The sequence below is a fragment of the Phytohabitans flavus genome (genome assembly GCF_011764545.1).
GTDB lineage: Bacteria > Actinomycetota > Actinomycetes > Mycobacteriales > Micromonosporaceae > Phytohabitans > Phytohabitans flavus.
Window position 1 is genome coordinate 306,973 of sequence record NZ_AP022870.1, and the last position, 23,571, is coordinate 330,543.

Below are 23,571 nucleotides of genomic sequence, written 5' to 3' on the forward strand. Positions count from 1 at the left end.
TGGATCTTGCGGGTGCGAGGCGAGGTCCAGGCGGCGTCCGGGGGTGCCGGACGGAAGGTCGCATACCGGTGTTGTATGTGGCCTTTCGTCCGGTGCCGCTGGTCGTCGTCTGGACCCGCCGCAGCCCCGCAAAGATCTGCCAGACAGACCCCAGCCCGCCGGGGAGGAGACCGGCCGGGCTGAGGCCTTGGGGTGAAGCCGCCACGGCGGCCGGGCAATCCTTCCCGCCCGAACCCGACAGCTGACCTCGCAGGCGTGCCGGAGGGAATCGATACCGTGCACGAACTCTGTTCGGGCGGGCGAAGCCTGCCCTCTAAACGCCGGGCCCGCGGGCTCGCTCTCGCGGTTGGGCTCTGCGTCTGCGCCGGCCAGCTCCTGGCCGGCCCGGCACTCGCCGCGCCCGCGCCCGCGCCGAACGCCCCGGGGCCGTCGCGGCGACCGCCGCAACGATCGCGCCGCGCGTGACGATCAAGCCCAGCACGACGCGCCTGGCGTGGGGCTCCACGCTGATGCTCACCGCCACGATCACTGACCCGAGGACCGGTAAGCCGGTGTGGGGTGGCACCGTGCAGTTCCAGGTCCGCAAGGGCAACAAGTGGGTCAGCACCGGCACCCGCCCCGTCTACTCCACCGGCAAGTCGATCCTCTCGATCAAGCCGTCCGAGAGCCGCCTGTACCGGGCTGTCTACAGTGGGCGCGGCGCGTACCGGGCAACCGCCACCGGCAAGGTCAAGGTGTCCGTGGTGAACAGCCGGGCCAGGGTGCTCGCCGAGGCCCGTAAGCACATCGGCAAGCCGTACCGGTTCGGCGCCTCCGGCCCTCGGCCTTCGACTGCTCGGGCTTCACCAAGTACGTGTACCGGAAGGCCACCGGGCGGGTGCTCCCGCACAAGGCCAACGAGCAGCAGCGCTCCGGCACGGGGGTCGCCAAGAACAAGGTGCTCCCCGGTGACCTGATCGTCATCCGCTCCGGCTCGTACGGCACGCACGTCGGCATCTACGCCGGCGGCGGCTACATGTACGACTCGCCGCGCCCGGGGGTGCGGGTCGGCAAGCACAAGATCTGGTCGCGCAACTACGTCGTGCGCCGACTGGCCTGACCCCGAACCCTCCACTTCCCTCCCCATCCCCCGGCACCACCACATCCCCCAACGATCCAGGGCAAGCCCGTCCGGGTTTGCCCTGGATCGTGTTTAGGCCCCAATGGCGAGCGGCGCGTGTCGCCATCCAGACCCTCCACCACGCCCCACCGCGTTTGACGTGCACTTTTGTCAACGGAGTCAGCCGAGCAACGCTGCGATTCCGGTTGCGAGTGGAGGGAAGTGGAGTACAGTGGGGCGCAGTGGCAGGGTTACTCACCGGAGGGACCTGCCGGCCCCGGGGGACAGCGGCTCCGCGAAAGCCGCCGAAGGGCGAGGGGTGGGCCGATGTTTCTCGGCACCCACACTCCGCGCCTGGACGAAAAGGGCCGGTTGATCCTTCCGGCGAAGTTTCGAGACGAGCTGGCGGGAGGTGTCGTGATCACGAAAGGGCAGGAGCGCTGCCTCTACGTCTTCCCAACGCCCGAGTTCCAGCGGATCGCGGGCCAGTTGCGCGAGACGCCGATGACGCACAAGGCGGCGCGGGCCTACAGCCGGGTGTTCTTCGCGAGCGCCCACGACGAGGTGCCCGACAAGCAGGGCCGGGTGACGATCCCGGGCCACCTGCGGGAGTACGCCGGGCTGAGCCGTGAACTCGTCGTGATCGGTGCGAGCACCCGGGTGGAGATCTGGGACAAGCAAGCGTGGGACACCTATCTCTCCGAGAGCGAAGACGACTTCGCGGGCATCGAGGAGGGGGTGCTGCCCGGAGGACTGTAAGGGCTGGCAGACGCCGTACTGCGAGATCTCCAGCCGCTCCTGCTCCTGGCATCTCTTCCCCGATGCCAGGCGCGTCCCGGCCTCCCGCGAAGGAGGCTCACGGAAGGGCGGATGGGGATCTGGCAGTACGGCGCACGGTTCTTCAGGCACCGGGCGCATGCGCACGGGCGGGTCACTGGGGGTCGAGATGGGGGAGCTGCGCGGTACTCACGTACCTGTGCTGCTAGAGCGGTGCCTCACGCTGCTCGCGCCCGCGCTCGACCGGGGTGACCGCACGACCGTGCACGTGGATGCCACCCTCGGCCTCGGCGGTCACGCCGAGGCGGTGCTCCGGGCACATCCGCGGACCGTCCTCGTCGGACTGGACCGGGACCAGGAGGCGCTCGCCCACGCGCGGGCGCGGCTGGAGCCCTTCGCCGACCGCGTCCACCTTGTGCACGCGGTCTACGACGAGCTGCCCCAGGTGCTCGACCGGCTCGGCTACGAGCGGGTCGACGGGGTGCTCTTCGACCTCGGGGTCTCGTCCCTTCAGCTCGACGCGCCCGACCGCGGGTTCGCGTACTCGCGGGACGCGCCCCTGGACATGCGCATGGACCAGACCCGCGGCCGTACGGCCGAAGAGGTCGTCAACACGTACGAGGCGCCCGACCTGACGAGGGTGCTGCGGGTGTACGGCGAGGAGAAGTTCGCCGCACGGATCACCGCGTCGATCCTGCGGGAGCGGGCAAGGACGCCCATCACCTCGTCGGCACGGTTGGCCGAGTTGGTGCGGGACGCGATACCCGCGCCGGCCCGGCGCACCGGGGGGCACCCCGCCAAGAGAACGTTCCAGGCACTTCGCATCGAGGTGAATGGCGAGCTGGCCGCGCTGGAGACGGCACTGCCAGCCGCGCTCGACGCCCTCGCGCCGGGCGGCCGCGTGGTGATCCTGTCCTACCACTCGCTGGAGGACCGGATCACCAAGCGGGCGCTCGCCGCCCGGGCGCGGAGCACCGGGCCGGTCGACCTACCGGTCGAGCTGCCCGGCACCGGGCCGACGCTGCGGCTGCTCAGCCGCGGCGCCGAGCTCCCGAGCGACGAGGAGGTCGCGGAGAACCCGCGCGCCGCATCGGTGCGGCTGCGGGCCGCGGCCCGGATCGAAGAGGGGAGGGGACATGAACGCCGTTGGGCGCACGAGCGCCAATAGAGCGCCGCGGTCGGGGGCCGGACCGCGGAGCAGGACCACCGGACGGTGGGTAACACCGCGCTCAAGGCAGAGTCCGTCGCGGTGACCGTGACGGGGGAGCAGCTCGCGACGGAGCCGGGGGGCACGCCGCGCGAGCGCAAGGTTGGGGTGCCGTGGCTGCGGGTCGCGCCGCCCCTGCCTGTGGCGGTGCCGAGGGCGCCGTTCATCGCGCTGATCCTGGTCGTCGTGGTCGGCGGCGTCCTGGGGATCCTGCTGGTCAACACGAAGATCAACGAGAACGCCTTCCGGCTGGGCGAGCTGCGCGACCAGCAGTCCTCGCTGGACGTCCAGGAGCAGCAGCTCAAGCAGGAGATCGCTCGGGCCGAGGACCCGGGAAACCTCACCGCGCACGCCCGCAAGCTGGGCCTCGTGGAGGGCACCCCGGTGCAGATCCGGCTGCCGGACGGCCGGGTGACCGGCATGATGACGCCGGCCACGCAGCCGCCGTCGATCACCAGCCAGCAGGACACGGGTACCAGCGAGCAGGGCGGCACTACGCAAGGGACCGGTACCGACCAGCAGCCGACGGAGTAGGTCAGCATGCCGCAGCGGCCGACCGAGCCGCGCCGGGGGAGCGAGGAGCCCCGGCGCGGCTCCAACCGTGGCGCCGACACCGGGCGCCGGGGTGGGCAGCCCGAGGAGGACGCACCCGCGGAGCGCGGCTTCGGGATCTCCGAGGCACGGGCGTACACGCCGCGCGGCCGCACCATGCGGGAGCGCACACCGCGCAACGGGCGCACCACCGACCCGTTCCGCCCCGCGCTTCAGGTGGTCGACGGCGGCAAGCCACGTACCACTCGGCGCCGTGCCGACGCCGAGCCTGAGCCCGAGCCACGCGCCGCCAGCGGCCGTGCGGGCGGGGGAGGCGGCGGCAGCCGCCAGGGGCGCAACCGCGCGCGGGCCGCACCGAGGCCCCGCCCAGGGTCGGGCGGAAGGCCACCACGCCGCCGGTACCAGAGCCACGAAAGCGCACGGCGGCGGCGAAGGCGTCCGCGGCGGCCAAGCGGGCACCAGCGCCGCGCAAGAAGGCGCCGCGGCGCCCGCCGCCGCTGGTGGACCAGCGGCGGCGGCTGCGGCTGGGTACGGTGCTGGCCCTCACGGTCTTCGCCACGATCGGGATCCGGATCGTGACGATGCAGTTCACCGAGTCGCCGGCGTTCGCGGAGCGGGGCCTTCAGACGCGGCTGGACCGGGTGGATCTGCCGGCGCCGCGCGGTGCCATCTACGACCGCGGCGGCGCGGTGCTCGCGCACAGCGTCGAGGCGCGTTACGTGGCGGTCGACCCGGAGCTGGTCAAGGACCTGCCGAAGACGGCCGCGGCGCTGGAGCCGCTGATCGCCCTGCCGAAGTCGGAGCTGATGGCCAAGATGGCCAAGCGCAAGCAGCCCGGCGGCGGCACGTCCCGTTTCGAGTACCTGGCCCGCGGTGTCGACATCTCCGTCGGCCAGCGGGTCGACGCGCTCAAGCTGCCCGGCGTCATCGTGCACCGGGACGAGCGGCGGGAGGTGCCCGGCGCCGACCTCGCGGCCAGCATCATCGGCTTCACCAGCCCGGACCTCAACGGCCTGGAGGGGCTTGAGGCGCGCTACGACGAGCTGCTGCGCGGTGTCGACGGCAAGCGGGTCTTCGAGGTGGGGCAGGGCTCGCTGGACGCGGAGATCCCGGGTGGGTACAAGCGCGAGACCGAGGCGCAGCCGGGCAGCTCGCTCCAGCTGACCATCGACCGCGACCTCCAGTACTTCGTGCAGAAGACGCTCGCCGAGAAGATGGCGCCGGCCAAGGCGTACACGGCGGCGGCGGTCGTGATCGAGATCCGCACCGGCGAGGTGCTCGCGCAGGCCAGCTACCCGACGTACGACGCGGCGCAGCCGTTGAAGAGCAAGCCCGAGAACCGCGAGGACACCGCCACCAGCTTCGTGGTCGACCCCGGCTCGGTGCACAAGGCGATCACCATCGGCGCCGCGCTGGAGGAGGGCGCGGTCAAGCCGACGGACACGTTCATGGTGGGGCCGAACGTGCAAAAGGGCGACCAGCGGTTCAAGGACTCGCACACCAACTGGACGCCCAAGCGGATGACGATCCCGGGCATCCTGGCGTACTCCTCCAACGTCGGCACGATCGCGATCGCCGACAAGCTGGGCAAGGAGAAGCTGTACGAGTACCAGAAGAAGTTCGGTCTCGGCGAGGCGACCGGCGTCGGCGTGCCCGGCGAGGCGGCCGGCGCGCTGCTCCCGCCGGACGACTGGAGCGGCTCGGCGGCCGGCTCGGTGCCGATCGGCCACAGCGTGGCGGTGACCCCGCTCCAGATGGCCGCGGCGTACGCGGCGATCGCCAACGACGGTACGTGGGTGCAGCCGCACCTGGTGAAGGAGACGATCGCGCCGGACGGCAAGCGCACCCCGGCCGCACGGCCCACCACGCGGCAGGTGATCAGCCCGGAGAACGCTCGCGAGCTGCGCCAGATGCTCGAGGCGGTGACCACCGTGAAGGGCGCCACGGGCGTGCACGCGGCCGTGGACGGGTACCGGGTGGCCGGCAAGACCGGCACCGGCTCCCGCGTCGTCAACGGCCAGTACGTCTCGGGCCCGGTCGCGTCGTTCGTCGGCATGGCGCCGGCGGAGAACCCTCGGTACGTCATCGCGGTCTTCGCGCACACGCCGGGCGGCGGGGGCGGCGAGGTCACCGCGCCGGCGTTCCACGACATGATGGGGTACGCGCTCACCCACTTCGGGGTACCGGTGAGCAGCGGGAAGCCGCCGAACTTTGTCGTCTACCCCTGAACCGCCGGACGTGCTGTACGGCTCTCATGCCACCAACCGGTAGGGTCTGACGCCGTGCCTGGCAATCTCCGTCCGCGTACGGCGACACCGCGGTCCCTGGCCGGCCTCGCGGCGCTGGTCGGCGTCACCACGCCGGCTGATCCGCTGGTCAGCGGGGTGACCCACGCGAGCGGTGACGTACGCCCTGGTGACCTGTACGCCGCACTGCCCGGCGCGCGGCGGCACGGTGCCGAGTTCGTGGCCGACGCGGCCCGTGCCGGTGCGGTGGCGGTGCTCACCGACCCGGCCGGCGCCTCGGCGGCGGACGCGGCCGGGCTGCCCGCGATCGTGCTGGACGACCCGCGCGACGCGCTCGGCGTGATCGCCGCGTCGGTCTACGGCGACCCGACCGAGCACCTCACGGTCATCGGCATCACCGGTACCGCGGGTAAGACCTCGACGGCGTACCTGGTGGAGAGCGGGCTGCGCGCGGCCGGCCACGTGACCGGACTGATCGGCACGGTGGAGACCCGCCTCGGCGACCTGGTGGTGGACAGCGTCCGTACCACGCCCGAGGCGACCGACCTGCACGCGCTGCTCGCCGTGGCTCGGGAGCGGGGGGTGACCGCGGTGGTCATGGAGGTGTCCAGCCACGCGCTGGCGATGGGCCGGGTCGGCGGGGTGCGCTTCGACGTCGGCGGGTACACCAACTTCGGCCTCGACCACCTCGACTTCCACGCCGACGCGGCGGACTACTTCGCGGCCAAGGCGAAGCTCTTCGACGGCCGCTGCCGGGTGGAGATCCTCAACCTTGACGACAAGGCGCTCACGCCGCTTCTCAAGCCGTCCACGGTGACGTACTCGGCGGCCGGCTCGCCTGCCGCGACCTGGCGCGCATCGGACATTTCGGGCTCCGCCTACGCCCAGCGGTTCACCGCCCTCGGGCCGGACGGCGCGGTCGAGGCCGGGGTCTCGCTGCCCGGCCGGCACAACGTGGCCAACGCGCTGCTGGCCATCGCCGCGCTGGTGGCCGTCGGCGTCGACCCGGCCACCGCGGCGAGCGGCGTGGCCTCGTGCCCGGGTGTCCCGGGGCGGCTGGAGCGGGTGGCGGCACCCGGGCCGGTGCTCGGCGTCGTGGACTACGCGCACAAGCCGGACGCGATCGTGGCCGCGCTCGCCGCGCTGCGCGAGCTCGCCACCGACCGGGGCGGGCGGCTCTTCTGCGTGATCGGGGCCGGTGGCGACCGGGACAAGGCGAAGCGCCCGCTGATGGGCCGGGCCGCCGCGGAGGGCGCCGACGTCGTGGTGGTCACCGACGACAACCCGCGTACCGAGGACCCGGCGGCGATCCGGCGCGGAGTGCTCGACGGCGTCACCGCCGCCGCCGAGTTCTTCGAGGTCGCGGGACGGCGGGCGGCGATCGACTTCGCGGTCGGCAAGACGGCGCCCGGCGACATCGTCGCGGTGTTGGGTAAAGGACATGAGCGCGGGCAGGAGGTCGGTGGCGAGGTGTTGCCGTTCGACGACCAGGTGGAGCTGGCCGCGGCGCTCGCGGAGGTGGGCAAATGATCCCGCTGACGTTGGCCGAGATCGCCGCCGCGGTCGACGGCCGGCTCGACGGTGGTGACCCGGCGGCCCGGGTGACCGGCACGGTCGAGTTCGACTCGCGCAAGGTGACGCCGGGCGGCCTGTTCGTGGCGTTCCCGGGCGAGAAGGTCGACGGGCACGACTACGCGGAGGCAGCGGTCGCGGCCGGTGCCGTCGCGGTGCTCGCGTCCCGGCCGGTACCGGTGCCCGCGGTGCTGGTGGACGACCAGCTCGACGCCATGGCGGCGCTCGCCCGGTACGTGGTAGACCGCCTCCCCTCGCTCGTGGTGGTCGGCCTCACCGGCTCGTCCGGCAAGACCACCACCAAGGACCTCGTCGCCCAGCTGCTCACCCGGCTCGGCCCGACCGTGGCCCCGGCCGGCTCGTTCAACAACGAGCTCGGCCACCCGTACACGGTGCTGCGCGCCGACGAGGAGACCCGCTTCCTGGTACTGGAGATGGGTGCCCGGGGCCTCGGCCACATCACCCACCTCAGCGCGGTCGCCCCGCCGCGGGTCGGCGTCGTGATCAACGTCGGCGTCGCGCACATCGGCGAGTTCGGCTCGGTCGACGCGATCGCCCAGGCCAAGGGCGAGCTTGTCGAGGCGCTGCCCGCGGACGGCGTGGCGGTGCTCAACGCGGACGACCCCCGGGTGCGCGCGATGGCCGCCCGGACGACCGCCCGCGTGGTGCTGGCCGGGGAGGCGCCGGACGCGTCGGTGCGCGCGGTCGACGTGGTCATGGAGGCCGGGCGGGCCACGTACACGCTGGTCACCCCGGACGGGCAGGCGCCGGTGCGGCTGGGCATCGCCGGCCGCCACCAGGTCGGCAATACGCTGCTGGCCGCGGCGGTCGCGCACAGCCTCGGCTACCCGGTGGCCGAGCTGGGGCCGCCCTGTCGGAGCTGCGGGTGGTCTCCGCCCGCCGGATGGACGTCTTCGACCGTGCCGACGGTGTCACGGTCATCGACGACTCGTACAACGCCAACCCCGCCTCGATGGCGGCCGCGCTGCACGCGCTGGTCGGTACCGGGTCGGGCCGCCGCACGGTGGCGGTGCTGGGCTACATGGCCGAGCTGGGCGAGTACGAGAGGGAAGGCCACGAGGAGGTCGGCCGGCTCGCCGCGGAGCTCGGCGTCGACCGGCTGATCGTGGTGGGTGATACCGCCGCTCCGATCCACTCCGGTGCGGCGACTGTGGCGACGTGGGGAGGAGACTCGGTGCTGGTTACCGATCAGGGTGCGGCCGTCGCGACGTTGCGGCGTGAGCTGCGCTCCGGCGACGTCGTGCTCGTAAAGGGCTCGCGATACCGCACCTGGGACGTCGTGGACGCACTGCGCGCAGACGGGGCCGATTCGTGAGGGCGGTCATCGTCGCGGCCGCGGTCGCGTTCCTCGTTTCGCTCTTCGCCACCCCGGTCGGCATCCGGGTCTTCACCGCGCTCAAGGCGGGGCAGCCCATCCGCTCCATCGGCCCCTCGACCCACCAGGGCAAGAAGGGCACGCCGACGATGGGCGGCGTGGTGTTCATCATCGCCACGGTCCTCGCGTACGTCGCCGGCCACGCCGCCCTCACCACGCTGCCCGAGGCGCAGATCGCCCAGGTGGGCCCGACGATCACCGCGCTGGTGCTGCTCGGGCTCTTCGTCTTCTGCGGCGCGGTCGGCTTCATCGACGACTACCTGAAGGTGCGGCGCCGCAACAGCGGTGGGCTCAGCGGCCGGTACAAGCTGATCGGCCAGGCCATCGTCGGCGGCGTCTTCGGCGTGATCGCGCTGTACTTCCCGAGCACCAACACCGAGACGGTGGGCAGCACCAACATCTCGTTCATCCGGGATGTCGACTGGCTCGACGTCGGCAAGGTCGGCTCGGTCATCATCTTCATCCTCGTGATCATGGCGACCAGCAACGGCGTCAACCTCACCGACGGCCTCGACGGCCTCGCCACCGGCGCGTCGATCATGGTGCTCGCCGCGTACGGGCTGATCGCCTTCTGGCAGTACCGGCACTGGTGCGCGGACCCGAACTACAGCGTGGACTACTGCTACGCGGTCCGGGATCCGCTGGAGATAGCGCTGATCGCCGGCGCCGCGGCCGGGGCGTGCGTCGGCTTCCTGTGGTGGAACACGTCACCCGCGCGGATCTTCATGGGCGACACCGGCGCGCTGGGGCTGGGCGGCCTGATCGGCGGCCTGGCGATGGCGAGCCGCACGATGCTGCTGCTGCTCATCATCGGCGGCCTCTTCGTCATCATCACGATGTCGGTCGTGATCCAGGTGATCTCCTTCCGCACCACCGGCCGCCGCGTCTTCCGCATGTCACCCCTCCAACACCACTTCGAGCTGGCGGGGTGGAGCGAGGTCAACATCGTGGTCCGCTTCTGGATCATCGCCGGCATCGGCGTGGCGATCGGCCTCGGCCTCTTCTACTCCGACTTCCTCACCGCCGTGAGCTAGGGGATCCATTCCAAGCCAAAGACGTGAGCTACCGCGACGTCCGCGGTGGTCCGGACCGCTGCTCCCGCGGCCTCACCCTCCGCGCCACACAACCCTCCGGCCCGCACACGGGCCGGAGCCCGGCCCAGCGCGATGCGCTCGCGCCTTGCGGCTCCGTGCCCGTGGGCGTAGCAGGGCGAGTGGATCTCTAGTATCGCCACGACCGGGTCCGCGGCCCGCTCGGGCACGGCGCCGCCGGGGACCGGCAGCTGTTAGGCGCGGAGTCGGCTTAGAACGCGGGCGTTGACCCGTGCCCGGCCAGCCTCCGCTGGCCGCTCTAGGTCGGCTTGGGCGTTCGGGCTGGCCTTGATCGATGGGCGGTTGGGCGTCCGTGTCGAGAAATTGCCCCCGGAGAGCCGTTCGCGTAATTCGCTGTCGAGGCGGGTCAAGCTGCTGGACCTTCCGGCGCGTCTGGCGTAAGTCGGGCATTTTGGAGTGCCAATCAAAGGCCTCCGTTAGATAAGAAGTCCCTTTCGTGGCATTGGTGCAGCCGCAAGGCGGGCTTGACAACCTCCCACGAGGAATTACGCGAACGGCTCCGGAGGGGCGCGTTTTCGCCACGGACGCGGGGCGGCACCCGCGACGGGGCCGATCAAGGACGAGTCCGCGGCGGTCTTTTGCTTGTCGCGGGGCGCTTCCCATAGGGAAGCAGAGCGGATGCCGCGCGCGGGCGCGCCCCGCGCCCCTTCGTGCCATCCCGTCGGCCCTCGACTCGCTTTTTTCTTCGAGCGGGCCGGGGCCCGGGCGCCACCACAGGCGGACCGAAACGCACGGCACGGCGCTGGTGCCCCAGGCATCGGTCTGCTCGGCTCTTGTGGGTCGAGGGCCGATGGGATGGCACTTTCCTTCCCCATCCCGGAGGCTGGAGCGCTTACGCCGGAGGCAAGAGGGGTGACCGCGACCAAGCGCGGAGGGTGAGGCTGCGGGAGCGGCGGTCTGGACCACAGCGGACATCGCGGTAGCTCGGATCTGTCTGTCTCTTGAAGAAGGTGGCCCGATCGCGAGCGGTGCGCGACACGCCCGGGGCATTAGCGGGGCTGCGCGTGTTGGAGCGCCGATGATAAGGGCGTGGGGGAGGACGACAAGGCTGGTGCTGGGGCCGGTCCGCTCGCGGTGCTTCGCGGGCTGCTCCAGCGTCCCCTCGCCTCGTACTACCTGCTGATCTCCAGCGCGGCCCTGCTGCTGGTCATCGGCCTCACGATGGTCTTCTCGGCGACCAGCGTGAAGGCGTACGCCACCAACGGCAACGCGTTCACGATGATCACCAAGCAGGCCGTGTTCGCGGCCATCGGGCTTGTCGCCTTCTGGGCTTGCCAGCGGCTGCCGGCCCGTACGTTCCGGGCGCTCGGCCGGCCGGTCCTGGGCGTGGCGATCGCGCTGCTGGTGATCCTCAACATCCTCGTCGTGTACGGGCGGATGGCCGAGGTCGAGGTCGACGGCGTGGTCACGCTCGGGCCGATCAAGGCCCACCTGCTCTGGCTGTGGCTCGGCCCGATCCAGGTGCAGCCCTCCGAGCTGGCCAAGTTCGGCCTGGTCATGTGGGGCGCGGATCTGCTGGTCCGCAAGGGCGAGTCGCTCGGCTGGTGGCGCGAGCTGGCCACCCCGCTCTTCCCGGTGGTGGGGCTGCTGTTCGTGCTGGTCGGCTACAACGACCTCGGCACGATGCTCTGCCTGCTCGCCGTCGTCGTCGGTCTGCTGTGGGCGGCCGGGGTCCGGCTCCAGGTGTTCGCGGTGCTTAGCGGGCTCGGCCTCGCCGGTATCGGCCTGCTCGTCGCGGCTGCCTCGGTCGGCGGCGGCTCCAGCGAGGAGGGCAGCGAAAACTACCGGCTCGCCCGGCTGACCTCGTTCTTCAACCCGCCCGTGGATTGCGAGCAGCTCTCCTGCTACCAGGCCATACAGGCCCGCTACGCGATCGAGCACGGCGGCTGGTTCGGCGTCGGGCTCGGCAAGAGCAGCCTCAAGTGGGGCTGGCTGCCGGCCCAGGACAACGACTTCATCTTCGCGGTACTCGCCGAGGAGCTGGGCGTCGTGGGGTGTGTCGTGGTGCTCGCGCTGTTCGCCGTGCTGGCGTACACGGGCCTGCGCATCGCCCGGCGCGTCGAGGACCCGTTCCGCCGGCTCGCCGCCGCGGCCGTGACCACCTGGCTGACCAGCCAGGCCATCATCAACATCGGCGGGGTCGTGGGGTTGCTGCCCATCACCGGCCTGCCGCTCCCGTTCATCTCCGACGGCGGTAGTGCCCTCGTGGTCACCCTCGCCGCGGTAGGCATGCTCGCCTCCTTCGCGCGGGCCGAGCCCGATGCGGCGCGAGCCCTGCACGCCCGTCCACCCGCCAAATGGGTGCGGCTACTCTGGGCCCCGTTGCCACCGCTACCGCCGGCCGCCAAGCCAGCGGCGAAGCCCACGGCCGCCGCCAAGGCCGCCACGGGGGCGGCACGGCCTGGCGCGGAGAGCGAGAGGAGACGGTGATGGGTGTGCTGCGGTCGGTCGTCCTAGCGGGAGGAGGGACAGGGGGCCATATCTACCCACTGCTCGCCTTCGCGGACTGCCTTCGCCGCCACGACCCGCACGTGCGCATCACCTGCGTCGGCACCGCGAAAGGGCTGGAAAACGAGCTGATTCCGCCGCACGGCTACGACTTGCGGCAGATCCCGGCCTACCAGCTGCCGCGGTCGCTCAACATGAACCTGCTGCGCACACCGGACCGGATGTGGCGCTCGGCCCGCGCGGCGGGCAAGGTGATCGACGAGGTGAAGGCCGACGCGGTGGTCGGCTTCGGGGGTACGTGTCGGTGCCGGCCTACCTCGCCGCGTGGCGCCGCGAGATGCCGATCGTGATCCACGAGGTAAACGTGCCGCCGGGTGTGGCAAACCGGATGGGCATGAAGTTCACCAAGCACGTCGCGGCGGGCTTCCCGCACCAGCCGGTGCAGGCCGAGTCGCTGCGGGGTGCGCGGGTGGTGGGTGTGCCGCTGCGCCACTCGATCACCTCGCTGGACCGCGCGGCCGCCCGTGACGCGGCCCGGGCCCACTTCGGGCTCCGCCCCGACCTGCCGGTGCTCTTCGTCTCCGGCGGCTCGCAGGGCGCCCGTTCGATCAACCTCGCCGTGATCGGCGCCGCCAAGGAGCTGGCTACGGCCGGCGTGCAGGTGCTGCACGTGATCGGCGCGCGCAACGAGGCGGTGTCGCCCCCGAGCGACCTGCCGGTTCCGTACGTGACGCTGCCGTATCTGTCCGAAATGGAGCTTGGATACGCGGCGGCCGACCTGATGCTGTGCCGTGGCGGCGCGATGACCTGCGCCGAGGTGGCCGCGATCGGGCTGCCCGCGATCTACGTGCCGTACCCGCACAGCAACCAGGAGCAGAAGCGCAACGCGTTGCCGGTCGTCGAGGCCGGCGGCGGTCTGCTCGTCGACGATGCCGAGCTGAGTCCGGACTGGATCGAAAGGACGGTGATCCCGCTGGCACGCGATCCGCAGCGGCTGGCGGCGATGGGAGCCGCCGCGGCAGCCTACGGTCGGCGCGACGGCGACGAGGCGCTGCTCGACTTCGTGTACGAGGCGGTGGCGGCAGCGTGAGCGACTCCCTGACGGCGGAGGATCTCGGCTCCGTCCATCTCATCGGTGTGGGTGGCGTGGGCATGAGCGGCCTGGCCCGCCTCCTGCTCACCCGTGGCATCCCGGTCTCCGGCAGCGAGCTGCGCGAGTGGCCGTCGCTGGCCGGGCTGCGCGCGCTCGGCGGTACCGTCCACATGACACACCAGGAGTCCAACCTGGACGGTGTGGACACGGTCGTCTACTCCACCGCCATCCCGCAGGACCACCTGGAGCTGGTCGAGGCGCGGCGGCGCGGCCTGCGGGTGATGCACCGGGCCGAGGCGCTGGCCGCGGCGATGACCGGGCGGCGGGCGATCGCGGTGGCCGGTACGCACGGCAAGACCACCACCACCTCGATGGCCACGCTCATCCTCCAGCAGGCCGGTGAGGACCCGTCGTTCGTCATCGGTGGCGAGATCTCCGAGGCGGGTTCCAACGGGCACCACGGCACCGGCGCGTACTTCGTGGTGGAGGCGGACGAGAGCGACCGCTCCTTCCTGCTCTACCGGCCGTACGTGGCCATCATCACGAACGTCGACGCCGACCACCTCAACACGTACGGCGACCTGGCCGGGCTCTCCGCCGCGTTCGCCGAGTTCGCGCGGCTCGTGCAGCCGGGCGGGTTCGTGGTGGTCTGCGCGGACAACCCGGGCACCCGCGAGCTCGCCGAGCTGCTGCGCGGCGAGGGGCGCACCGTGTACACGTACGGCGAGGCGGAGGACGCCGACCTGCGCCTGACCGACATCTCGTCCTCTGTGGACGGTGTGCGGTACCAGGCCACATTGGACGGTAAGTCGCTCGGCACGGTCACGCTGCCGGTGCCCGGCCGTCACCTCGGCCTCAACAGCGCCGCCGCCGTGCTCACCGCGGTACGGCTGGACCTGCCGCTGGAGGCCGCGGTGAGTGCGCTGGCGGCGTTCCCCGGCGTGCGGCGGCGCTTCGAGCGCAAGGGTGTCGCGGCCGGCGTCGCGGTGTACGACGAGTACGCGTACCACCCGACGTCGATGACCGCCGCGCTGCACACGCTGCGCGAGGTCGCCGCCGGCGGCCGGCTGATCGTCGTCTTCCAGCCCTACCGGGTGTACCGCACCCGCGACCTACAGGCCGAGCTCGCCACCGCGCTGGGCATCGCCGACGAGGTGATCATCCTGGAGGTCTTCGGCCCCGGCGAGGTGCGCCAGCCCGGCGAGGGCGGCATCGCCCTGACCGCCGCCGTAGACCTCCCACCGGAGGCAAAGGTCTTCGTCCCTTCGTGGGAAGACGTAGCCGCCGAGGTAGTCCGCCGCGCCCGCCCCGGCGACGTAGTAGTAACAATGGGCGCCCCGCCCATCTCCCTGATGGGCGACGAGTTGCTAGCCGCCCTGGAGCCCCCCGCGTGATCTCGCTGTTGATCAGGGAGTTGGTGGGCGGGTCGTGCGGCGTGTCCCTCCATAAAGTCCCTGATCAACGGCGAGAGGCGGAGGCATGACCGCGCCGGGGAGCCGTGGCGCCGGGTCCGGTCGGGCGCGGCGCTGGCGGCTCGTGCGCGCTGACTCGGACGCCGTTCCTGCCTCGGTCCGGCGTTTTATGGCACGGGCCCGGCGGCGCCGGGTGCGGGCGGCGATGCCGTGGGCGACCGTGGGCGTGGTGGTCGCCGTCATCGGCTTGGCCACCTGGATCGTGTACGGCACCGGCCTGCTCGGCGTCCGCGAGGTGCGTGTCTCCGGCACCGAGATCCTTTCCGTGGAGCAGGTGCGGGAGGCGGCCGGCGTGCGGGACGGCGCCGCGCTGGCCGGCGTCGACCTCAGCAGCATCGAAGACCGGCTGGCCACGCTCGCGCCCGTCGACCATGTGATCGCCTCCCGCGACTGGCCCGGCACGATCGCGATCGACGTCGTGGAGCGCACGCCGGTGGCGGTGGTACCCCAGGGCCAGTGGTTCGTGCTTGTCGACCGGCACGGGGTCGCGTTCCACACGGTCGCCGCCATGCCCGGCGGGCTGCCGGTGGCCCGGGTGGCCAAGCCGGGACCGGACGACGCCGACACCCGGTCGGCGCTTGACGTGCTCACCGCGCTCAGCCCGCAGCTGGCCAAACAGCTCTCCGCCGTGGTCGTCAAGGGCCCGGCCGAGATCGAGCTGGAGCTGCGCGGCGGCCGCCTGATCGTCTGGGGCGACTCGAGCCAGAGCGACACGAAGTCTCAGGTCGCGACCGCGCTGCTGCGCAAGAAGGGCGACCGGATCGACGTCAGCGCGCCGGAAGTCGTGACTATCCGGTGAACGAGCGTGCGTGGGCGGCGCTCGCCCACGACGGCGGTGAGCGAGTGAGCCAAATAGCGGCAGAGTAGTTCGCTCGGCGTGTCGGTCCTTGGATACCGCCCTACCTCCGCATACGTTGCCGGAGAGGATCAGTAGTTGACATAACTCTAAGCCTCTAGTAGAGGGTGAGGGTTACGCCTTCGCTCGTCATGGCTACACCTGGAGGGAAGGCACCTGATGACACCACCGCACAACTACCTCGCGGTCATCAAGGTCGTCGGCATCGGTGGTGGCGGTGTCAACGCCGTCAATCGGATGATCGAGGTGGGCCTGAAAGGCGTCGAGTTCATCGCGATCAACACCGACGCCCAGGCGCTGCTGATGAGTGACGCCGACGTCAAGCTCGACGTCGGCCGCGAGTTGACCCGGGGCCTCGGCGCGGGCGCCAACCCGGACGTCGGCAAGAACGCCGCGGAGGACCACCGCGACGAGATCGAAGAGGTACTCAAGGGCGCCGACATGGTCTTCGTGACCTGCGGCGAGGGCGGCGGTACCGGCACCGGCGGCGCGCCGGTCGTCGCGCAGATCGCCCGCAAGCTGGGCGCGCTCACGATCGGCGTGGTGACCCGGCCGTTCTCGTTCGAGGGCAAGCGGCGCCAGGTGCAGGCCGAGACGGGGATAGACGAGCTGCGCAACCAGTGCGACACGCTCATCGTGATCCCGAACGACCGGCTGCTGGCGCTCGGCGACCGCGGGATCTCCATGATGGACGCGTTCCGGCAGGCCGACCAGGTGCTGCTCTCCGGCGTGCAGGGCATCACCGACCTGATCACCACGCCTGGCCTGATCAACCTAGACTTCGCCGACGTCAAGAGCGTGATGAGCGGCGCGGGCAGCGCGCTCATGGGCATCGGCAGCGCCCGCGGCGACAGCCGGGCGGTCGAGGCGGCCGAGAAGGCGATCTCCAGCCCGCTGCTGGAGCAGAGCATGGACGGCGCCCGCGGCGTGCTGCTCTCCATCGCCGGCGGCTCCGACCTCGGCCTGTTCGAGATCAACGACGCGGCTCAGCTGGTGACCGACGCGGCCCACCCGGACGCCAACATCATCTTCGGCGCGGTCATCGACGACGCGCTCGGCGACGAGGTGCGGGTGACCGTGATAGCGGCCGGCTTCGACGGGGGCGCGCCCGCGTACAAGCCGGTCGAGGCGCCTCGCAAGGTCGTGCCCCGGGACATCCCGGTGCCGACCAGCGCCCCGCCGGTCTCGCCGGCCCCGCCGCCGCCCGCCCGTCGGGTGCTCTTCGACGATGTCGACGTGCCCGACTTCCTGAAGAACGGATCCTGATCCACCCTGTGACGGTGCGCGAGGAGGAGATCACGGCCGGACTGGCGGCCGTACGTGAACGCATTGCGGCGGCCTGCGCGGCGGCGGGCCGGAGACCGGCCGAGGTGACGCTGATCGTCGTCACCAAGACCTATCCGGCCACCGACGTGCAGGTCCTGGCCCACCTTGGGGTGACCGACGTGGGGGAAAACCGCGACCAGGAGGCGGCGCCCAAGGCGGCCGACGTCGCCGCGCTCGGCGCGCAGGTGCGCTGGCACTTCGTCGGCCAGCTCCAGCGCAACAAGTGCCGTTCGGTCGTGGAGTACGCCGACGTGGTCCACTCGGTCGACGGCGTGAAGCTGGCCCGCGCGCTGTCCGGGGCGGCCGAGCGGCACCGGGAGCGTCCACTTGACGTGCTCGTGCAGGTGAGCATCGACGGCGACCCGGCCCGGGGTGGCGCGGTGGTGGGGTCCACCGTGGAGCCGGACCGCGACTTCGACCGGGTGGCGCTGACCGTGGCCGAGGCGGGCCCGCTGCGGCTCGCCGGCGTCATGGCGGTCGCGCCGCTGGGCTGGTCGGCGGAGGCGGCGTTCGAAAAGCTGGCCGACGTCGCCGCGCGGCTGCGGGCCGCGTACCCGGAAGCCACCGCCGTTTCGGCGGGGATGAGCGCCGATCTCGAACCGGCGATCGCGCACGGCGCGACACACGTAAGGATCGGCAGCGCGGTGCTCGGAACACGCCCCAAGCTGCGGTAGCCTGGCGGCCAGGCACCGAACTACACCATTGTTATTCGTGGTTCCTCAGTGGGGCCTCAGGCCGGTGTGCGGGTTCGCGATGTGGCACGACAGGGGGCGCGTGCCGCCCGGCGGAGGGAGGTGGGCGCATGAGCGCTCTGCGCAAGGCGGGGGTCTGGCTCGGTCTCGTCGAGGAAGAGGACGACGACCGTTCCTACGACGACGGTTACGAGAGCAAGGGCAGGTACCGCGAGAGCGGCTACCGCGATTCGCGCGACTCTCGGGACGGCTGGGAGAGCCGGACGAGCCGGTACGCGGAGGAGTTCGCCGAAGAGGACGAGGAAATCGACGAGCAGCCACCGCCGCGTACGCGGCCGCGGCTGGGCGAGCGCGTCCCGCTGGAGCGTTCGCCGTCGCGCAACGAGCTGCCGCGCGAGCCGTCGGGTCGGGGGACCTGGAGCGCGTGGACAATGACCGGGCCAGCGTCCGGTCGATCACCCGGCCTGGCACGTCGGAGTCAGTCGCGTATCCGACTCGGGAGAACCTGGCGCTCGCACCCCAGGTCCAGCTCCGCGAGCGGGCCGTCGTGGCGGACGAGGACCAGCGGTACCAGATCACGACGCTCCACCCGACGACGTACCGGGAGGCGCGGACCATCGGCGAGCACTTCCGCGACGGTGTACCTGTGATCATTAATCTCACCGAGATGGATGAGGCGGATGCCCGCCGACTGGTCGATTTCGCCGCCGGACTGGCGTTCGGACTGCGCGGTACGATCGAGCGCGTGACCAACCGGGTGTTCCTGCTCTCTCCAGCCAACGTCCAGGTCACCGCGGAGGACAAGGCCAAGATCGCCGAGGGCGGGTTTTTCAACCTGAGCTGATAACCCGACCAAGGGACTTTTTCTGCCGTGCTGTCGATCACCTTACAAGTCGTTTACCTGGTGCTTTACGGCTTTTTCCTTACCCTCCTTGCCCGGTTTGTCCTAGGCGCTGTACTACAGTACGGTCGCCGCTGGCAGCCGAGCCGGGGGGCGGCGGCAGCATTGGAGTCCGTGTGGACCGTCACCGATCCGCCCCTGCGCGCGTTGAGGCGTGTGATCCCACCACTGCGAATTGGTACTGTCAGCTTCGACCTAGCCTCCCTTGTGTTGCTGGTTATTCTGTTCGTGCTGATGTACGTGGTAGGGCGGTTGATCACTAGCTGAACAGCTGGTGACCAGCCGCTACGCGGCCTCAACTGACCCGAGGAGTTTCGATGCCGCTCACCCCGGCCGACGTTCACAACGTCGCCTTCAAGAAGCCTCCGATCGGCAAGCGGGGGTACGACGAGGAGGAGGTCGACGCCTTCCTTGACGAGGTTGAGCGCGAACTCGCTCGTCTGATCGAAGAGAACAACGAGCTCCGTGCGCAGGTCGAGCGCGGTGGCGGCGGTCGTGGCGGCGCTCCAGCCGGCCCGGGTGCCGACCCGCGACTGGCCGCCGAGCTCAACGACATGAAGGCCCAGCTCGACCGCGTCCAGCGGGACAAGGCTGCCGCCGAGCAGGCGGCGCGGGCCATGCAGGCCGAGCTCGAGTCGGTCCGTTCGCAGGGCGGTCCGGTGGTCGGTGGCGACGGCGAGCAGCAGGCCCTGCGGGTCCTGATGATGGCCCAGCGCACCGCCGACGACCACGTCGCGGACGCCCGGCGCGAGGCGGACAAGCTGCTCTCCGACGCGCGGTCCAAGGCGGAGGAGGTCACGCGCGAGGCGCGGGCCAAGGCCGACGCCCTGGAGCGGGACGCTCGCCAGCGGCACCAGGAGGCGATGGGCGGGCTCGACGCCAAGCGCACCGCACTCCAGAAGCACATCGAGGAGCTCAAGCAGTTCGAGCGCGAGTACCGCACCCGGCTCAAGGCCTACCTGGAGAGCCAGCTGCGCGACCTCGACGGTCGGGGGCAGGGCCTCGAGGCGGAGATGAACCGGGCCGACGGCAACCGGGTCCAGAGTGGCAGCGGTGGCCTGGCGACCGCGGGTCTGGCCGGGTCGTACGGCGGGGGCCGTTCGGGTGCGCTCGAATCCGGCCGCTAAACCAAGGAACCATCGAGGAATGCCGTTCTTGCGGCGGGGGTGAGCCGTGATCGTCGGAAGTTTGCTGCTCATCCTCGTCGCCGTCACGCTGCTCGTGCTCGGCCTGGCCAACGGGTCGAGCGCGCTGCTGATCAGCTCCATCGCGGCGAGCCTGCTGGCCGCCGTCGCATTGGTCGTCGGTGCCCGCCAGGCAGCCGCTGCCCGTGCGGACGCCGGCTACGCCGACGACGACGAGTGGGAGCGTGCCGGCGACGAGGTCGAGGAGGGTGAGCGGGAGCGCCGCCGCGCGCTGACCGTCGCCCGCCCGGCCGAACCGCTCGCTCGCCGTGCCGGCCCGGCCTACGGAGCGCCAGCCCGCCAGGCGGACAACCCCATGCTCTTCGAGTCGCCGGTCGCGGTGGCCGAGCCCGAGACCGCGGACGAGACGACGGCCGACGTCCCCGACGAGGACGACCCGCCGGACGAGCCCGCCGCGCAGTACGTGTCGCCCGCCGACGCCGCCCGGGTCGCCCGGATGACGGCCGACGTGCTGGTGGTCGACGGCCGCCCGCGCTACCACCTCGCCGGCTGCGTGCACCTGCTGGGCCGGGAGAGCGAGCCGCTGCCCGTCAGCGAGGCGGTCGAGCTCGGCTTCAGCCCGTGCGGCCGGTGCGAGCCCGACGGCGCGCTGCTCGCCGACGCCCGCCGCGTCTAAGCCCGGTTTTCTCCAGCGCCCAACCATCCCGCGTCGACCGTCCTCCCAGGAGAATTGAACCTTTTTCAACTCCACTTGAGGTTCGTCGTGCCTCCAGGTAAAAGTCGGGGTTCTAGCGCCGCGCTGTCCAGTTGAAAAAGGTTCAATGAGGCATGGTCACGCCGCCTGAGTCCCTCGTCGTGCCGGTCCGGGTCAAGCCCGGGGCCGCCCGCGCCCGGGTCGGCGGGCGGTACGACGGGCCGTACGGGTCCGCGCTCGTGATCGCCGTGAACGCGCCGCCGGTCGACGGGCGGGCCACCGAGGCGGCCCGGCGGGCACTCGCCGCGGCGCTGGGGGTGCGCCCGGCCCAGGTGGCCCTCCGGTCCGGCGCCGCCAGCCGGGACAAGCTCTTCGAGGTGAGCGGTACCGCCGACCCGGCCGACCTCGCCGGCCGCCTCGACGCACTCCGCGAGACCTCCTAGTGGTGGACCGGCTGGACATCGCCCTGCTCATGGGGGCGGTCGTCGTGCTCGTGGCGGTCGGCGCGGTACGCCTCTCCACCCGCCTGGGCCTGCCGAGCCTCCTGGTCTACCTGGCGATCGGCGTCGCGCTCGGCGAGTCGGGGCTGGGCATCGAGTTCGAGAACGTGGAGCTCACCCGCACCCTCGGCTTCTGTGCGCTCATCGTGATCATCGCGGAGGGCGGGCTGACCGCGCGGTGGGGCCAGCTCCGGCCCGTGCTCGGCGTCACGGCCACGCTCTCCACGCTGGGCGTGCTGGCCAGCTCGGCGGTGGTCGGCGTGGCCGTATACCTGGTGCTCGACCTGGACTGGCAGCTCGCGCTCCTCTACGGCGCGGTGCTCTCCTCCACGGACGCCGCCGCGGTCTTCGCCACCCTCCGCCGGCTGCGGCTGCCGCCCCGGCTGGTGGCCATCCTCGAGGCCGAGTCCGGCATGAACGACGCCCCGGCCGTACTCCTCGTCATCCTGCTCTCCATGAACCCGATCGGCGGCGGCCACCCGTGGTGGTACGAGGTGCTGCTCGTCGCCTACGAGCTCGCCGTCGGCACGGCCGTCGGGTACCTGGTCGGGATCGCGGGCCGGTGGGGACTTCGGCACGCCGCGCTCCCGTCGGCCGGGCTCTACCCGATCGCGGCGGTGGGGCTGACCGTGCTCGCCTACGCCGTGGGTGCGGTCGCGCACGGCTCCGGTTTCCTCGCCGTGTACGTGGCCGGTGTGGTGCTCGGCAACGCCCGGCTGCCGCACCGCCAGGCGATCCTCGGGTTCGCCGACGGGCTGGCCTGGCTCGCCCAGATCGGCCTCTTCGTACTGCTCGGCCTGCTGGCGTCGCCGGACCGGCTGGACGAGGCGGTGTTCCCGGCGATCGTGACCGGCCTGGCGCTGGTGCTGCTGGCCCGGCCGCTGTCGGTGGTGCTGTCCGCGACGCCGTTCCGGATCAGCCCGCGCGACCAGGCGTTCCTGTCGTGGGCCGGGCTGCGCGGGGCGGTACCGATCGTGCTCGCGACCGTGCCGCTCTCGGCCGGGGTCGAGGGCGCCACCCGCCTCTTCGACGTGGTCTTCGTGCTGGTCGTGATCTTCACGCTGGTACAGGGCGGCACGCTCGCCCCGGTCTCCCGCCTGCTCAAGGTCGCCGCGCCGGGCGAGGCCACGGAGATCCGGGTGGACAGCGCGCCGCTCGAGCGCATGTACGCCGACCTGCTCCAGCTGGAGGTGCCGGAGGGCTCGCGGCTGGCCGGCGTGCACCTGGACGAGCTGCGCCTGCCGGTCGGCGCCTCGGTCACGCTGGTGCTGCGGGACGGGGTGGGCTTCGTGCCCGCCCCGGACACCCGCCTCAAGGTGGGCGACAGCCTGCTGATCGTCGCGACCGCCCAGGTACGCGACGCGGCCGAGCGGCGGCTGCGCGCGGTGAGCCGCCGGGGCCGGCTGGCGAAGTGGTTCTACGAATACGGCGACGATCGCAACGATTGATCGACTAGAGCGTCTTTTGCCCGGTTTATGGGTTTAGCTGGCTGTGAATTGGGTACGAGCGGTGCGGCATGTTGTCGGACGTCTTCACGTTCCGTATTCTTGCCAGCCACCGGAGTGCACGGCGTCCCGCCGTGCGCCCGTTTTGCAACTGGGGGACTGCGATGGCCGAGCGGGCGGACAACGCGCGCAAGGCGGCATCGAAGGGCGGTGCGAGCACACGCACCGGGGGCTCTCGGGCCGCGGCGCGGCGTGCCGCGAGTGTGTCCGCGCCCAAGGCGCCGGCTGCCAAGCCCGTGACTAAAAAGACAACCCGGACCACCCCCACGAATACCACAGAACCCGCCAAGAACGCTGGAGCCGCGAAAGGCGCGAATAACACCGCCGCCGGGAACGCGACCGCCGTACCCTTGGAAGCCACTCCCGCCACCGCGGCCGGGCCGACCACGGTGACCGGCGCGGATGCATCACCACAGACTCCGGTGCCGCACGAGGCGCCGGCGGAGGCCGTGGCTCCGGCCCACCAGGCCGGAAGCGCTGCGAACACCACAACACCGACCGCGGCCACCCAGGCCCCGCCTATCGCCGCGGGTACCGCGGCCAAGGGAGCGACGATGGCGAAGCCAGCTGACACCAAGACCGCCACCAGCCGCAAGCCGGCGAAGGGGACCCGCAGCGCCGCGGAGACCGAGAAGATCAGGGCCGCCCTGGCGGGGCGCCGGGACGAGTTGCAAGCCGAGTACGATCAGACGCTGAGCGAGATTACCGAGCTTCAGCGCGAGCGGCTCACCGACTCGGCCGGCGACGACCAGGCCGACACGGGCACCAAGACGTTCGAGCGGGAGCAGGAGATCTCCCTCGTAAACGGCATTCTCGACCGGGTCAGCCAGGTGGAGCGTGCGCTGGAGCGGCTCGACGCGGGCAACTACGGCTGGTGTGAGCGGTGCGGCAATCCGATCCCGGTGGAGCGGCTCGCCGCGTTCCCCTCAGCGACGCTGTGCGTGACGTGCAAGCAGTTGGAGGAGCGGCGGTAAGCGC

At 71.6% G+C, this 23,571-nt stretch carries 18 protein-coding genes, 4 pseudogenes and 1 riboswitch; all 22 genes and pseudogenes read left to right on the forward strand.

Annotated elements, in window-relative coordinates:
* The first annotated feature begins 127 nt into the window (after positions 1-127).
* Positions 128-271, forward strand: a riboswitch (cyclic di-AMP (ydaO/yuaA leader).
* 190 nt (positions 272-461) lie between these two features.
* A complete protein-coding gene (locus tag Pflav_RS01380; protein WP_232072819.1) occupies positions 462-956 on the forward strand; it encodes an NlpC/P60 family protein in 495 nt (164 codons plus the stop codon).
* A complete protein-coding gene (locus Pflav_RS44590) occupies positions 878-1,099 on the forward strand; it encodes an NlpC/P60 family protein (protein WP_232072591.1) in 222 nt (73 codons plus the stop codon). The genes Pflav_RS01380 and Pflav_RS44590 overlap by 79 nt, the downstream gene beginning before the upstream one ends.
* 327 nt (positions 1,100-1,426) lie before the next feature.
* Entirely contained in the window at positions 1,427-1,858 is a 432-nt protein-coding gene (mraZ, locus tag Pflav_RS01385) for a division/cell wall cluster transcriptional repressor MraZ (RefSeq protein WP_173033118.1), read from the forward strand.
* Positions 1,859-2,033: 175 nt separating this feature from the next.
* Positions 2,034-3,044 carry a 16S rRNA (cytosine(1402)-N(4))-methyltransferase RsmH gene (rsmH, locus tag Pflav_RS01390; RefSeq protein WP_415624370.1) on the forward strand — a complete coding sequence of 337 codons (1,011 nt, stop codon included), beginning with the start codon at positions 2,034-2,036 and terminating at the stop codon, positions 3,042-3,044.
* Between the two features lie 45 nt (positions 3,045-3,089).
* Positions 3,090-3,617: a cell division protein FtsL gene (gene ftsL / locus Pflav_RS01395; RefSeq protein ID WP_180201252.1), complete on the forward strand. Its 528-nt coding sequence runs from the start codon at positions 3,090-3,092 to the stop codon at positions 3,615-3,617.
* 6 nt (positions 3,618-3,623) lie between these two features.
* A pseudogene (locus Pflav_RS01400) lies at positions 3,624-5,863 on the forward strand (peptidoglycan D,D-transpeptidase FtsI family protein).
* Positions 5,864-5,917: 54 nt separating this feature from the next.
* Positions 5,918-7,411, forward strand: a complete 1,494-nt coding sequence (locus Pflav_RS01405; protein WP_173033120.1) for a UDP-N-acetylmuramoyl-L-alanyl-D-glutamate--2,6-diaminopimelate ligase — start codon at positions 5,918-5,920, stop codon at positions 7,409-7,411.
* A pseudogene (locus Pflav_RS01410) lies at positions 7,408-8,789 on the forward strand (UDP-N-acetylmuramoyl-tripeptide--D-alanyl-D-alanine ligase). Before Pflav_RS01405 ends, Pflav_RS01410 begins: the two are co-directional and overlap by 4 nt.
* On the forward strand, positions 8,786-9,883 hold the full coding sequence (gene mraY, locus Pflav_RS01415; protein ID WP_173033122.1) for a phospho-N-acetylmuramoyl-pentapeptide-transferase: 1,098 nt from the start codon (positions 8,786-8,788) through the stop codon (positions 9,881-9,883). The pseudogene Pflav_RS01410 and the gene mraY overlap by 4 nt, the downstream one beginning before the upstream one ends.
* Positions 9,884-10,990: 1,107 nt before the next feature.
* Positions 10,991-12,391 carry an FtsW/RodA/SpoVE family cell cycle protein gene (locus Pflav_RS01420; protein WP_232070906.1) on the forward strand — a complete coding sequence of 467 codons (1,401 nt, stop codon included), beginning with the start codon at positions 10,991-10,993 and terminating at the stop codon, positions 12,389-12,391.
* A pseudogene (murG, locus tag Pflav_RS01425) lies at positions 12,391-13,499 on the forward strand (undecaprenyldiphospho-muramoylpentapeptide beta-N-acetylglucosaminyltransferase). The gene Pflav_RS01420 and the pseudogene murG overlap by 1 nt, the downstream one beginning before the upstream one ends.
* Positions 13,496-14,896, forward strand: coding sequence for a UDP-N-acetylmuramate--L-alanine ligase (murC, locus tag Pflav_RS01430; protein ID WP_232070907.1), 1,401 nt, complete (start codon positions 13,496-13,498; stop codon positions 14,894-14,896). Before murG ends, murC begins: the two are co-directional and overlap by 4 nt.
* 85 nt (positions 14,897-14,981) lie before the next feature.
* Positions 14,982-15,773 (forward strand): cell division protein FtsQ/DivIB, encoded by a 792-nt coding sequence (locus Pflav_RS01435; protein ID WP_173033124.1) that lies wholly within the window; start codon positions 14,982-14,984, stop codon positions 15,771-15,773.
* A 216-nt stretch (positions 15,774-15,989) separates the two neighbouring features.
* Complete coding sequence (ftsZ, locus tag Pflav_RS01440; protein WP_173033126.1) at positions 15,990-17,096, forward strand: cell division protein FtsZ; 1,107 nt, start codon at positions 15,990-15,992, stop codon at positions 17,094-17,096.
* A gap of 14 nt (positions 17,097-17,110) precedes the next feature.
* Entirely contained in the window at positions 17,111-17,830 is a 720-nt protein-coding gene (locus tag Pflav_RS01445; protein WP_232070908.1) for a YggS family pyridoxal phosphate-dependent enzyme, read from the forward strand.
* A 128-nt stretch (positions 17,831-17,958) separates the two neighbouring features.
* Positions 17,959-18,692, forward strand: a pseudogene (locus Pflav_RS01450) (cell division protein SepF).
* A 27-nt stretch (positions 18,693-18,719) separates the two neighbouring features.
* A complete protein-coding gene (locus Pflav_RS01455) occupies positions 18,720-19,016 on the forward strand; it encodes a YggT family protein (protein WP_173033127.1) in 297 nt (98 codons plus the stop codon).
* Between the two features lie 50 nt (positions 19,017-19,066).
* Positions 19,067-19,876, forward strand: a complete 810-nt coding sequence (locus tag Pflav_RS01460; protein WP_173033128.1) for a DivIVA domain-containing protein — start codon at positions 19,067-19,069, stop codon at positions 19,874-19,876.
* 46 nt (positions 19,877-19,922) lie between these two features.
* Complete coding sequence (locus Pflav_RS01465) at positions 19,923-20,570, forward strand: hypothetical protein (protein ID WP_173033129.1); 648 nt, start codon at positions 19,923-19,925, stop codon at positions 20,568-20,570.
* Between the two features lie 152 nt (positions 20,571-20,722).
* Positions 20,723-21,031 carry a DUF167 domain-containing protein gene (locus tag Pflav_RS01470; protein WP_173033130.1) on the forward strand — a complete coding sequence of 103 codons (309 nt, stop codon included), beginning with the start codon at positions 20,723-20,725 and terminating at the stop codon, positions 21,029-21,031.
* A complete protein-coding gene (locus Pflav_RS01475) occupies positions 21,031-22,536 on the forward strand; it encodes a potassium/proton antiporter (RefSeq protein WP_173033131.1) in 1,506 nt (501 codons plus the stop codon). The genes Pflav_RS01470 and Pflav_RS01475 overlap by 1 nt, the downstream gene beginning before the upstream one ends.
* Positions 22,537-23,147: 611 nt before the next feature.
* Positions 23,148-23,567, forward strand: a complete 420-nt coding sequence (locus Pflav_RS01480) for a TraR/DksA family transcriptional regulator (protein WP_173033132.1) — start codon at positions 23,148-23,150, stop codon at positions 23,565-23,567.
* The last annotated feature ends 4 nt before the right edge of the window (positions 23,568-23,571 follow it).